Source organism: Bacillus sp. HNG, from assembly GCF_003400205.1.
In the GTDB taxonomy this organism is placed as follows: domain Bacteria; phylum Bacillota; class Bacilli; order Bacillales; family Bacillaceae_L; genus Ferdinandcohnia.
In genome coordinates this window covers 131989-144871 of record NZ_QUQV01000003.1, presented here as the reverse complement: position 1 = coordinate 144871, position 12883 = coordinate 131989, and the positions used below count along the sequence as shown (strand labels likewise).

The following is a 12883-nucleotide window of genomic DNA, read 5'->3' as shown; positions in this document are numbered from 1 at the left end:
GGGAGACACACGATGACAATAACGAACGTGGGATTTTTAGGTCCCAACGCTACATTTACAGCACAAGCGGTTTCTGCATTATTTCCTGGTAAGAATAACAAACCATACCGTACAATTCCTGCATGTATTGATGCAGTAGAAAATGGGGAAGTCGATGTAGCTGTTGTTCCGATTGAAAACACGATTGAAGGAACTGTTAATTTAACAATTGACTACTTGATTCACGAAAAACAATTGAAAATTGTGGGTGAAGTGATCATCCCGATAAAGCAACATTTAATGGTGCACCCGGAGAATACAAACGATTGGGAAAGAGTCGAAGGCATTTATTCACATCCACATGCAATCGCACAATGTCATAAATTTTTATATAATAGCTTTCCGAATATACAGCCGATTGAAGCTAGTTCAACAGGTGCAGCAGCAAAGTTTGTCAGTGAACATCCAGACCAAAAACTAGCTGCGATTGCAAACTCATTTGCAGCCGAGGAATATGGTTTAACGATTGTTAGACATGATATCCATGATTTTAACAACAATCACACGCGGTTTGTTGTCCTACATAAAGAGATGCTAGACTTAGATATTAAAAGAAACAATACAGGAAATAAAACCACGTTAATGGTTACATTGCCATCAGACCAAGCTGGAGCATTGCATCAAGTATTATCTGTATTTGCATGGAGAAAATTAAATTTATCAAAAATTGAATCAAGACCTATGAAAACAGGGCTTGGTAATTACTTCTTTTTAATTGATATTGAACAAAAAATGGATGAAATTCTAATCCCTAGCGCGATTGCTGAATTAGAGGCTTTGGGAAGTGGTGTCACCGTGTTGGGAAGCTATCCATATTATCGAATGTAAGACTTGACCAATGGTTGAGTCTTTATTTTTTTACGCATGGCCATCATCTTTGCTGTACATAATTTGTGAAGCCTACGCATAAGTTGTGATGAGAAATAGTGGCAATTTGCCTAATTTGTCATAGTATGTATTGACTTATGTATAGGAGGGGAAAATCGCGTGAAGATCCATATCGTTCAAAAAGGCGACACCTTATGGGAAATTGCGAAAAAATATGGTGTCGACTTTCAAGAACTAAAAGCTGTAAATACCCAGTTAAGCAATCCGGATATGATTATGCCAGGTATGAAAATTAAAGTGCCTACCGGAACTGTACATGTAAAAAAAGAAGCACAAATTGGTGGAGTTAAACAAAAGGAAGCACAAATTCATGTAGCACCTAAAAAGGAAGCACAAATTCAGCATCCGTTTGCTAATATTGCTCCACAGCCATTTCCAGTGATGGAAATAGAGGAAGAAGAAGAGGAGGTAAAAGGAGTGGAAACTGGACCGTATATTCCTCAAATGCCACAGATGCCGGTAATGCCACAAATGCCAGCAGCGCCGCCACAAATGCCTATTATGCCACAGATGCCGCAATATCAGCCACTAGAAATTGATATTAATAATTATAATGTGATGCAACAACAAATGTTGCCAACACCACCACAGAATGTTTTACCGGGGATGTACGCACCTGAAGAAGAGGAACTAGAGGAAGATTTTGAAGCACAAATGCCTATAATGCCACAATCACAAATGCCACAAATGCCGTTCCAACAGCCTGCAATGTTTAATAATTGCGTGCCTATGACACCGGTAATGCCTGGTTATGGTTTTAATTACGTTCCAGGATTTCAAGGAGGATTTCCTCCACAGGGGCCTTTTAATCCAATGGGTGGATTCGGTGGATTCCCACGAACTGAAGGTGTAAAAGAGGAAGTTAAAGAAATGGCACCTGTACAAATGGCACCTATTCAAATGCCACCTGTTCAAATGCCGCAGCAGCATCCATTCGAAATTGATATTAACAATTTCAATGTCATGCAGACGCAAATGCAAATGCCACAAATGGTGGCAGGTGTAGCGGAAGAAATGGAAGTACCAGAAATGCCACTGGGGGCTCCGATGCAAGCACCACCAATGCCGATGGGACCTTGTGTGCCAATTTCGCCAGTAATGCCAGGTTCTGGCTTTAATTTTGTACCGGGGTTTCAGGGAGGATTTCCGTCACAGGTTCCATTTAGTCCAATGGGCGGATTTCCACGAACAGAAGGTGTAAAAGAACAAATGGTACCTGTTCAAATGCCACAGCAACATCCATTAGAAATTGATATTAACAATTTAAATGTCATGCAGACGCAAATGCAAATGCCACAAATGGTGGCAGGTGTAGAGGAGGAAATGGGCGAAATGCCTGTAATGCCACAAGTGGGTCCAATGCAAGCACCACCAATGCCGATGGGCCCCTGTGTACCAATTTCACCGGTAATGCCAGGTTCTGGCTTTAATCCAGGATTTCCTGGACCGGGACCAATGCCATATGGAGCCGGTTTCCCCATGCAAGCTGCACCACAAGCTGTAGGTCCAGCGATGGGTTATAATCCATTTGGAACTCAAGCACCAGGTTTTGCGGGACCAATGAATCCTCAAATGATGCCAACACAATTCTATAATCAAAGAGATTGTGGATGTGGTGGACCAAAGCAAACATTTGCTGGACAATTTCCACAACAAGGCTTTCCAGGACAAATTCAACCTCAATTCCAAGGTGGATTCCCAGGATATCAAGGTGCACCATTTGGCGTGAATCCAAATCAACAAATGGCATTTAACCCAATGTTTAACATGCCTGATGTCGATGATGACTTAGACGATTAAAAATATAAATAACTTTGCAAGGGCGAATAAAAAGTTCGTCCTTTTATTTTTTGTCATGTATCATCAAAAAATGTTTGAGAAAAAATAGAAATACATCAAAAATATTTGCCCAAAATCTTTATATCCTGCAAATAAGTAACAGAAATAATCCCCCTATGATGAGCCAAGCTAAAAGATGAACATAAAATTATGTTCAAAAGGTCAAAGGGGGTTATTGTATTGAGGAAAATACTCTATTCAGTTTCAACTGCAGCATTATTGCTTGGGGGCCTAACTGCTTGTAATACTAACCAAGGGGCTGCACCGAATAAGGATTATAATGATAACGCAAGACCAATTGGGTATTACTCAAACGAAAATGATCGTGACCGGAATGGAAATGGTCGTCTACGCGACAACGATGGTCCATTAACAGAGATTATGGATCGTAATGGCAACAATTTCAACGGGAACAATCGCACCGGGGTAATGAACAACAGAAATGACAGAAATAACAGAACCGGTACCATGAACAACCGAACAGGCGGAAATAACGGAATGGGTGTATTAAACAACGACAAAACGATGAAAAACCGTCCTGGAATTATGAACTATCGCGATGAACAGCGCCGAAACGGCATCATGAATCATCGTGATGGCCGTACAATAAACCCTTTTAATGACGGCAACCCAAATACAATTGGTTATAATAAACATGGATATGCTGACCGCAACTATAGCAGCCATCTTAATGACAATAACCATAAAGTACAAACGTATGGATATTACAATGACAAAGGAAATTTAGTCCGTAAGATTTCCGACCGTGCTGCTAAGGTTAAAAATGTCAAAGATGCTCGTGTAATCGTGACAGACGATAATGTATTGGTTGCAGTTAATACAAATGATAATAACAACCGCAATAATGTCCAAAATGCGGTGGAAAAAGCGGTTGCACCACTTGCTGGTAATCGAAATGTTAATGTTGTAACAGATGAAGGTACTTTTACTCGAGTCCGTGATATCGATAATGATATTCGAAATGGAAACCGACGCGAAACAATCGATGCTGACATAAAAGACCTTTTTAACAACATTGGCAATACGATTAAAGCACCATTCACAAATGATAATAGGGGTTAAGCTTAGTATGGTATATGGGATGTCCTTTTGGGCATCCTTTTTTAATGAATAAGAAAAGGTGAAAATTTATTGGATAAACCTGTTAATTTTGGTCACACTAATGGGTGTAGGGCAGTCATTGCATTTTTAAATGGTAAAGTTGTTGGCAACTAATTGTAAGAGGTGATGCCAAAATGAGAACGATAGCAAAAGTGATCGTTTGTCTAGCGGTTGTATTCATATTGCCAAGCTTTTCAGGGAACGGAGCCGAATTAAACGAGGAAAATAATGATCCAGTTCAAGAGGTGGATGGTCCGTTAGAAGTCACGGTTATTCTTGAACGCGTTTATGTGGATGGTGAGGTAAGCGAAGAAATATTGAAAGAAACAATCCTATCAATGGAAGATTTTTGGGCACAATACGAGGATTGGAGTTTAGTTCATCAGGATGAAGATCAAGTTGTTTTCCAACAGCGTATAGATGATATTTCGCCATTACTTAAAACAAATGGCTATTTTGGTTTAACAGAAGATGGGATTTTATCTATTTTTAATGGGAAACCTGATGAATCTGATAAAGTCATTCAATCATTCTTTCAAATCGATGTTGAAAAGCTTGAGAGTTACCAACATGATTTATTAAAAAAAGGCATTAAAATTGGTACAAAGGATGAATATATTAATGTAATTGAAACGTATAAAACATATACATCCTCCCCTTAATAATAAAACATTTGAGAGACTAGGAAAGCTGCTAGTCTCTCTTTTATTTTATTATGAGTTCAAAGAGGAGGATGAAAAGGACGCCGGCTAAAAACGCCACGTCCTATGGCGTCGCCGGCACTAGCACATCCTGTGCGTCGAAAGTTCGAGGCGGCGCAGTTTTGAGTAGCGGAGCGTATGTATTTGATACGTGAGCAACGGAAAAACAAGCAAACGAGCTTCCACAGGATGTGGTGACTTCGACGTTCGACACAGGACGTGTCGGTAGTTAGTCGAAGTTCCTCTACCGAAGTGTCATTTTCACCGGACTTTTTGAACATCCTTTTTAGTCTTTTTTTGATGAATATGATAAAATGATGTACAGCAAAGTAGGGGAGAGAAGACGTTTGATTGAATTTATTAAAGGGACGGTTGATTCTATCAATCCTGAATACATTGTAGTTGAAAACAACGGAGTTGGATATCTCATTTATACACCTAATCCATTTGTTTTTAAAAGGGAGAGTAAGGAAACCGTTTATACATATCAGCACGTTAGAGAGGATATATTGGCTCTCTATGGCTTTAAGACACGTGAAGAACGTGCTTTATTTTTGAAATTGTTAAATGTTACAGGGATTGGTCCAAAAGGTGGGCTAGCGATTCTTGCCTCTGGTGAACCGGAACAGGTTATTCGAGCAATTGAAAATGAGGATGAAAAATATCTAGTAAAATTCCCGGGGGTCGGGAAAAAGACAGCACGCCAAATCATTTTAGATTTAAAAGGAAAACTTCATGACCTGATGCCTTCATTACATCCAGATCTATTTTCAGAAGATCATGAACTTGAGGCAGATATGAGCCATACAGAACTTGATGAAGCTGTGGAAGCTTTGAAAGTATTAGGATATGCAGAAAGAGAAATCAATAAAGTATTGCCAGAATTAAGAAAAGAAAAACTATCAACAGATTTATATATTAAAAAGGCTTTACAAAAGCTATTAAAATAAGGGGGTTGCTTGAATGGAGGACAGAATCGTTTCAGGTAGTACTAATTACGAAGAGTCAGCAATCGAGCAAAGCCTTAGACCACAAACTTTATCCCAATACATCGGACAAGAAAAGGTAAAATCGAATTTATCGATTTTTATTGAAGCTGCAAAAATGAGGCAGGAAACATTGGACCATGTATTATTATATGGACCCCCAGGGCTAGGGAAAACAACGCTTGCTACCATTATTGCAAATGAAATGGGCGTAAATATTCGTACAACCTCAGGACCAGCGATTGAAAGACCTGGAGATCTAGCAGCCATTTTAACAGCCCTTGAACCAGGTGATGTTCTATTTATTGATGAAATTCATCGCCTACAACGCTCAATCGAGGAAGTATTATATCCAGCAATGGAGGATTTTTGTTTAGATATTGTGATAGGAAAAGGAGCTGGGGCACGTTCGGTCCGGCTTGATTTGCCACCCTTTACACTAGTTGGAGCAACAACAAGAGCTGGTTCTTTATCTGCACCACTCCGGGATCGATTCGGCGTCCTTAGTCGACTTGAATATTACAATGAAAATCAACTTGCTGATATCGTAACAAGGACAGCGGAACTATTAGAGGTTGAAATCGAAGACCAGGCATCCCATGAAATTGCCAGGAGGTCAAGAGGAACACCTCGTATTGCCAACCGTTTGCTAAGGCGGGTTAGAGATTTTGCACAGGTACGTGGAGACGGTACAATTACGACTAAAATGGCAAGTACAGCATTAGAATTACTTCAGGTTGACCGTTTAGGACTTGACCATATTGACCATAAATTACTTAAAGGAATCATTGAAAAGTTTCGCGGTGGTCCAGTTGGGTTGGAGACGATTTCAGCGACAATTGGAGAAGAAGCTCATACGATAGAAGATGTATACGAGCCTTACCTTCTTCAAATTGGCTTCTTGCAGAGAACCCCACGTGGTCGTGTCGTAACAGAGCTTGTTTATCGACATTTTCAAATTGAGGTTCCAAAGGAGTAAATGAAACATGGGAAAAATGCTAATGATAATGGGGATTATACTATTGGCTGTTGGGTTTTTTATGCACTTTATTGGGAAGATGCCAGGGGATATTGTTGTGAAAAAAGGAAACACAACCTTTTACTTTCCAATTGTTACATCTATTGTAATTAGCATTATATTATCATTGATTTTTTACGTGTTTGGTCGATTTCGTTAGAAAGCTATTAGGAATAAGGTGAAAACATGAAAGTAGATTTATTTGATTTTGATTTACCAGAGGAATTAATTGCACAAACCCCACTTGAAAATAGAGAGGCATCAAGGTTAATGGTAGTAGACAAGGAGACGGGTGAAATTACTCATACTTATTTTCGCTCCATCCTTTCATACCTCAATAAAGGGGATTGCTTGGTCTTAAACGATACACGTGTGCTTCCAGCAAGACTTTACGGCGTAAAAGAGGATACAGGCGCAAAAGTGGAAGTGCTGCTATTGAAACAAAAAGATGGGGACACATGGGAAACTCTAGTGAAGCCTGCAAAACGGGTGAAGGAAGGTACTATGTTAACCTTTGGTGATGGCCGATTAACAGCAACTTGCACAGACATCGGTGATCATGGAGGTAGAATGCTGGAATTCCACTATGAAGGCATCTTTTACGAGGTTTTGGATGCATTAGGTGAAATGCCGCTGCCACCATATATACATGAACAATTAGATGATAAAGAAAGATATCAAACTGTGTATGCGAAGCATCGTGGTTCTGCTGCTGCACCCACTGCTGGACTTCATTTTACAGAAGAACTTCTTCAGGAAATACGTGAAAAGGGTGTACACACAGCATTTATAACCTTGCATGTTGGTTTAGGAACCTTCCGTCCGGTAAGTTCGGATACAATTGAAGATCATGATATGCATTCGGAATTTTATCAAATGAATGAAGAAACAGCTAAACTATTAAATGATGTGAAGACAAATGGCGGAAAAATTATTTCTGTTGGAACGACCTCAACAAGAACACTTGAAACCATTGTGAAAAAACATGGGAAATTTGTAGAATCAAGTGGTTGGACAAGTATATTCATTTATCCTGGATTTCAATATGAGGCGATTGATGGACTTATCACAAACTTCCATCTTCCAAAGTCTACACTCATCATGCTTGTTAGCGCGTTAGCAGGGCGCGAGAATATCCTTCATGCCTATAACGAAGCAGTAAAAGAACGCTACCGATTCTTTAGTTTCGGAGACGCAATGCTTATTAAATAAATTTGAATTTCGGGTGGTGACATACCACTACCTTTGATAAAGGAGACAGTTATCAGTGACAGCAATAAGATACGAACATATTAAGACCTGTAAGCAAACGGGTGCAAGGCTTGGAATTGTGCATACACCACATGGTTCTTTTGAAACACCTGCCTTCATGCCAGTTGGAACTCTTGCAACGGTAAAAACAATGTCACCTGAAGACCTAAAAGAGATGGGCTCTGGAATTATTTTAAGTAATACCTATCATTTATGGTTAAGACCAGGCCATGACATTATTAAGGAAGCTGGTGGCTTACATAAATTCATGAATTGGGATAGAGCCATTTTAACTGATTCAGGAGGGTTCCAAGTATTTAGCTTAAGTCAATTTCGAGAAATTAAGGAAGAAGGCGTTCATTTTCGAAATCACTTAAATGGTGATAAGTTATTTTTATCTCCTGAAAAAGCGATGGAAATTCAAAATGCACTAGGATCCGATATTATGATGGCATTTGATGAATGTCCTCCATATCCAGCTACCTTCGAATACATGAAAAAATCTGTTGAGCGGACAAGCCGTTGGGCTGAAAGATGTTTAAAAGCTCATAGTCGCCCTCAAGACCAAGGACTTTTTGGAATTGTTCAGGGGGGAGAATATGAAGAACTTCGTAAGCAAAGTGCAAGAGATTTAGTATCCTTAGATTTTCCTGGCTATGCAGTCGGTGGTTTATCTGTTGGTGAGCCTAAAGACGTGATGAATAGAGTTCTTGAATTTACAACACCACATTTACCGTCTGATAAACCGAGATATTTAATGGGTGTAGGTTCACCGGATTCTCTTATTGATGGAGCCATCCGTGGAATCGATATGTTTGACTGTGTTCTTCCGACGAGAATTGCTCGTAATGGAACTCTTATGACAAGTGAAGGTCGATTAGTTGTAAAGAATGCAGAATATGCCCGTGATTTTAGGCCACTTGATGAAAATTGTGATTGCTATACTTGTAAAAATTACAGTCGTGCCTACATTCGACATTTAATAAAGACAAGTGAAACATTTGGAATTCGACTTACTACTTATCATAACCTGCATTTTCTGTTAAAATTAATGGAGCAAGTCAGACAAGCGATTCGAGAAGATCGACTTGGAGACTTCCGTGAAGAATTTTTTGAGCGATATGGTTTCAACAAACCAAACGCGAAAAATTTCTAATAAAGAAAAAATGTAAAAGAAATAAAGTGGGAGGTGAAATGAATGGAAGGTATTTTAGGAACAGTTGGTCCTTTAATTCTAATGTTTGCGATTTTCTATTTCTTGTTAATTCGTCCACAACAAAAGCGTCAAAAAGCTACTGTACAAATGCAGTCAAACCTTGCAAAAGGAGATAAAGTCGTGACTGTTGGTGGTTTACACGGAATTATTGATTCAATCGATGAAAACAAGGTAGTCATTAAATCAGGCAATGCGAATCTTACATACGATAGACAAGCAGTACGTGATGTGATTAAGGACTAATTTTTTTCAGCAAAAAAGAGCGTCTAGAACGCTCTTTTTTTATGCTTCCCTTTTTGTTGGTGTAGTCATATTCACACCGAAAATTCCACCAATGACAGCAGCAGCTAAAAAGCCAACATGGTACATCGTTTGCTCTGCTGTAAAAGTAGTATCATAGCCTAAGAATTGAACAATAAACACAATAATCGAATATAAAACCCCTGTTCCCCCACCAATTAGCCAACCTTTTTCCTTTCCTTTTCCTCCTGATACAAAACCTCCAACAAAAAGTGCAAGGAAGGAAGCACCTAAAATCACCCAAGACATAGATGATTCTTGAAGTGAAGTAAATCGCAGTAATAGTGAAATAAGTAAACTAGATACGATAACAATTACAAAAATTGCCACTACTCCATAAACCATTGCAACACCCATTTTTCTCATTCCGTTTCTCTCCCCCTCTTTTTCATACAGAATTCCCTTAGTACGAGCATATTCATGTCCATTATGAATTAGAATAAAAAGTACAAACTTTTCTTGTCCACTAAAGCGGACTGGAAAAACTTATGAAAAAACTTTTTCTTCAATTTGTGCAAACTAAAATGTACCATGTTTTCTAATCATTTCTCATAGGAGAGGAGGGTTTCACTTGGAGGAATACCTCATCATTATGGGGAGGACTGTTTTACTTTATGTCATTATTCTTTTGATTTTTCGGTTTATGGGTAAGCGTGAAATTGGTGAACTTAGTCTTTTGGATTTAATTGTATCTATGATGATTGCCGAAATGGCTGTCATAGCAATTGAATCCCCAGATGATCCAATATTGCATTCCGTCATACCGATGGGATTACTAATGGTGATCCAATACTCTCTTGCCCTTCTTTCATTAAAAAGTAAGAAAGTAAGGGAAATCATTGATGGTAAACCAACTGTAATTATTAATAGAGGAAAAATCGATGAAGATGCCATGAGAAAGCAACGTTATAATCTTGATGACCTAATGATGCAGCTACGAGAAAAAGATGTGAAAAACTTAGCAGATGTAGAGTTTGCCATATTAGAATCTTCAGGTGATTTGTCTGTTTTAACAAAGGGTCAAAACCAACCTTCTCAATCAACGGATTATTCAATTGATTTACCCCTCATCCTTGATGGTCAAATCCAGGATGAACATTTAAATCAAATCAATAAAACAGAATTTTGGCTGCGTTCTGAAATGAAGAAGCTGGGGCATACCGATATTAAGAAAATTTCCTATTGTAGCTATCATCATGGAAAACTACATGTAGATATCAAGGACGAGAAAAGGTAACCAGTTCGGTTACCTTTTCATCTTTAAAGCAGTAATGCAAGTTTTGGACCAATGAACGGTATTTTATTCACTTCTTCTTTTGTTAACAGCTTAAACACAAACAGGAATACGATATAAATGAATGATGTTACGGTGATTGCTACAAGCGTTCGGGTGGCAAGGGCGCTATCTGTAAGAAATAGTTGATAAAAATAGTGACCACCAACCCCAGCTAAAACCATTGTGATACCACTCTTAAGATAATCTCGAATATAGAAGCTATAAGATATCACTTTTACAATCGTTGAAAAATGCAGCAGGGTTACAAGCATCATTCCAATGACAATGGCAAGTGCAGCGCCCATAATCCCAAGAGAAGGTCTTGTTGCAAGAACAAAGATAGCGGCTGTTTTGATGATATTACCGATAAAACTATTAATCATCGCAGCCTTTGCTAAATCAAGCGCCTGCAGTGTTGCTTGAAGAGGTCCTTGAAAATAATAAAAGATAAAAAACGGTGCCATTACCTTAATATAAATCGCCGAATTACTATTCCCATACATAAGCTCCATAACAGGGGAGGCAAACACATATAATATAACGATGGCCAACCCACCTGACACTAGTGATAAACGTAATGCCTGTTTTAGACGATATTCAATTAATAATGTTTGTTTTTTTGCTGCAGCTTCGCTAATTGAAGGAACTAGTGCTGTTGACAAGGAAGTTGTGATAAAAGATGGAAGCATGAGCAGTGGTAACGCAAATCCTGTTAACTCTCCATATTGCCTTGTTGCGAGGTGAGTAACCACACCAGCGATCGCTAAACTTTGTGCCACAACAATCGGTTCAAAAAACCACGAGATGGACCCAATTAATCTGCTTCCCAATGTGGGGACTGCGATTCGTGTTAAATCATGAAAGGTTTCTTTCCCGTGCTTAGCCGATTTGAAAAAGTTCTTTCGGATTCTAATTCGTTTTTTCATTTTAAACATAAAGAATAAATAGATTAATGACATTAATTCTCCAATAACAGCCGAAAGCATTGCACCTGCTGCGGCGTATTCAATTCCCATCGGTAAAAATGCTTTCGTGAATACATACACTAACGTAATCCTTACGACTTGTTCGATGACTTGTGAATAGGCAGGAGGCTTCATATTTTGACGACCTTGGAAATAGCCACGGAGAACAGACGAAATTGCCACAATTGGAACAATTGGTGAAATGGCTAATAAAGGATAATAGGTCCTTTGATCTGTAAGTAAGGTTTCGGATAAAAGCGGTGCAAGAAAAATCATCAATGGTGTAAAGATAATACTTAGAGTACCTGTTATTAAAAGAGAGACCACTAGGATTTTCTTGATTTTTCTCTTATCACCCTGTGCCTCGGCTTCCGCTACTAACTTCGAAATAGCTACTGGAAGTCCCATCTGGGTTAAGGTAATGGTGAGTACAAATGTGGGGATTGCCATCATATAAAGCCCCACACCTTCTTCACCAATTAATCGAGCGACAACAATTCTATTTACAAATCCTAATATTCTTGTAATGAGTCCTGCGATAATTAAAATTAATGTTCCTTTAAGGAATGTTTGCTTTGACAATTCATTTTCCCTACCTTCTCAAAAAAGGTGATATCATTTACAATTAACTATATGCACGGTATGTGGCCAAGCATGACAAGTATTCGTTAACTTTATTTAGTAGAAGCTCTCACTTCTACTAAATAAAGTTGAGCCTCCGGCGGATTCCTCAGATTTTCAATGGAAACTTTTCGAGAGTAGGATCAAAGACTAAGAACGCCACTTCCTGTGGCAACGTCTTTGTGACCCACCTCGTGTGGGCCTAAAAAATCTGGGCGCAAATACGCCGAGGCGTATTTGATTATTAGGAGAGATGACGAGTGAACCAAGCTGAGACTCACATGTATGACAAGTTTCGAGAAACGGTTCGTCCAGTTTTAAAAAGTAAATTGGAGGAATTTGAACTGTACGGATATGACAGTGTCAAAGAGGATGAACTATGGAAGTTCTTGAAAAATAAAAAATGGAGAAAAGAGAAAGAAGAGAAGCTTTTATATCAAATAGTGAACGATATTTTATCTGTTAAAGTTGGAGATTATATGAATTATGCAACCGTAGAGGCTTTTAAAGCACCAAATTGGTTTGAAGGTGAAGGAAAAGACGTACTAGAAAAGTTACTCTAATCTGTTATATTAAAAAAATATTTATAGTGTGGCGGGGTATTTACAGAAAGCTGTAATTGACATGAAAAAAGCATTGTTTCATAATTGTGATGGAGGGC

Annotated in this window: 13 protein-coding genes and 1 pseudogene; 12 read left to right on the top strand and 2 right to left on the bottom strand. The window is 38.7% G+C overall.

Translation table 11 applies throughout. The features are described from left to right. The first annotated feature begins 12 nt into the window (after positions 1-12). The 10 genes and pseudogenes from pheA to yajC all read left to right on the top strand — a co-directional run bounded on the left by pheA (position 13) and on the right by yajC (position 9303). The gene (gene pheA / locus DZB84_RS07370; protein WP_116351622.1) at positions 13-867 is read left to right on the top strand and encodes a prephenate dehydratase; all 855 of its coding nucleotides are present in this window, start codon (positions 13-15) and stop codon (positions 865-867) included. Positions 868-1026: 159 nt separating this feature from the next. Then, positions 1027-1204 (top strand): annotated as a pseudogene (safA, locus tag DZB84_RS25625) (SafA/ExsA family spore coat assembly protein); the annotation flags it as partial. Positions 1205-2946: 1742 nt separating this feature from the next. Further along, entirely contained in the window at positions 2947-3849 is a 903-nt protein-coding gene (locus tag DZB84_RS07360) for a YhcN/YlaJ family sporulation lipoprotein (protein ID WP_189655177.1), read from the top strand. Positions 3850-4022: 173 nt separating this feature from the next. After that, positions 4023-4550: an intercompartmental signaling factor BofC gene (locus DZB84_RS07355; protein ID WP_116351620.1), complete on the top strand. Its 528-nt coding sequence runs from the start codon at positions 4023-4025 to the stop codon at positions 4548-4550. Between the two features lie 386 nt (positions 4551-4936). Continuing rightward, positions 4937-5539, top strand: coding sequence for a Holliday junction branch migration protein RuvA (gene ruvA, locus DZB84_RS07350; protein ID WP_116351619.1), 603 nt, complete (start codon positions 4937-4939; stop codon positions 5537-5539). A gap of 13 nt (positions 5540-5552) precedes the next feature. Continuing rightward, the gene (gene ruvB, locus DZB84_RS07345; RefSeq protein ID WP_116351618.1) at positions 5553-6554 is read left to right on the top strand and encodes a Holliday junction branch migration DNA helicase RuvB; all 1002 of its coding nucleotides are present in this window, start codon (positions 5553-5555) and stop codon (positions 6552-6554) included. 7 nt (positions 6555-6561) lie between these two features. Further along, entirely contained in the window at positions 6562-6753 is a 192-nt protein-coding gene (locus DZB84_RS07340; RefSeq protein ID WP_116351617.1) for a DUF2905 domain-containing protein, read from the top strand. A 26-nt stretch (positions 6754-6779) separates the two neighbouring features. Beyond that, positions 6780-7805, top strand: a complete 1026-nt coding sequence (queA, locus tag DZB84_RS07335; RefSeq protein WP_116351616.1) for a tRNA preQ1(34) S-adenosylmethionine ribosyltransferase-isomerase QueA — start codon at positions 6780-6782, stop codon at positions 7803-7805. Between the two features lie 55 nt (positions 7806-7860). Next, the gene (gene tgt / locus DZB84_RS07330) at positions 7861-9000 is read left to right on the top strand and encodes a tRNA guanosine(34) transglycosylase Tgt (RefSeq protein ID WP_116351615.1); all 1140 of its coding nucleotides are present in this window, start codon (positions 7861-7863) and stop codon (positions 8998-9000) included. Between the two features lie 42 nt (positions 9001-9042). Continuing rightward, positions 9043-9303: a preprotein translocase subunit YajC gene (gene yajC / locus DZB84_RS07325; RefSeq protein WP_116351614.1), complete on the top strand. Its 261-nt coding sequence runs from the start codon at positions 9043-9045 to the stop codon at positions 9301-9303. A 39-nt stretch (positions 9304-9342) separates the two neighbouring features. On the opposite strand, the gene DZB84_RS07320 is transcribed toward yajC, so the two are convergent. Beyond that, positions 9343-9726, bottom strand: coding sequence for a TIGR04086 family membrane protein (locus tag DZB84_RS07320; protein ID WP_116351613.1), 384 nt, complete (start codon positions 9724-9726; stop codon positions 9343-9345). Positions 9727-9931: 205 nt separating this feature from the next. Here DZB84_RS07320 and DZB84_RS07315 point away from each other — a divergent pair, with 205 nt between their 5' ends. Further along, on the top strand, positions 9932-10597 hold the full coding sequence (locus DZB84_RS07315; protein ID WP_116351612.1) for a DUF421 domain-containing protein: 666 nt from the start codon (positions 9932-9934) through the stop codon (positions 10595-10597). Positions 10598-10620: 23 nt separating this feature from the next. Here the strand turns inward: DZB84_RS07315 and spoVB are convergent, their stop codons facing one another. Beyond that, positions 10621-12183: a stage V sporulation protein B gene (gene spoVB / locus DZB84_RS07310; protein ID WP_116351611.1), complete on the bottom strand. Its 1563-nt coding sequence runs from the start codon at positions 12181-12183 to the stop codon at positions 10621-10623. Positions 12184-12503: 320 nt separating this feature from the next. Here spoVB and DZB84_RS07305 point away from each other — a divergent pair, with 320 nt between their 5' ends. After that, a complete protein-coding gene (locus DZB84_RS07305; protein ID WP_189655191.1) occupies positions 12504-12785 on the top strand; it encodes a post-transcriptional regulator in 282 nt (93 codons plus the stop codon). Positions 12786-12883 lie beyond the last annotated feature (98 nt).

Bases quoted from the DNA above. Each gene is read 5' to 3' on its own strand.
- pheA (WP_116351622.1), top strand. From the start codon at position 13: ATGACAATAACGAACGTGGGATTTTTAGGTCCCAACGCTACATTTACA.
- DZB84_RS07355 (WP_116351620.1), top strand. From the start codon at position 4,023: ATGAGAACGATAGCAAAAGTGATCGTTTGTCTAGCGGTTGTATTCATA.
- ruvB (WP_116351618.1), top strand. From the start codon at position 5,553: ATGGAGGACAGAATCGTTTCAGGTAGTACTAATTACGAAGAGTCAGCA.
- DZB84_RS07340 (WP_116351617.1), top strand. From the start codon at position 6,562: ATGGGAAAAATGCTAATGATAATGGGGATTATACTATTGGCTGTTGGG.
- queA (WP_116351616.1), top strand. From the start codon at position 6,780: ATGAAAGTAGATTTATTTGATTTTGATTTACCAGAGGAATTAATTGCA.
- yajC (WP_116351614.1), top strand. From the start codon at position 9,043: ATGGAAGGTATTTTAGGAACAGTTGGTCCTTTAATTCTAATGTTTGCG.
- DZB84_RS07320 (WP_116351613.1), bottom strand. From the start codon at position 9,726: ATGAGAAAAATGGGTGTTGCAATGGTTTATGGAGTAGTGGCAATTTTT.
- DZB84_RS07305 (WP_189655191.1), top strand. From the start codon at position 12,504: ATGTATGACAAGTTTCGAGAAACGGTTCGTCCAGTTTTAAAAAGTAAA.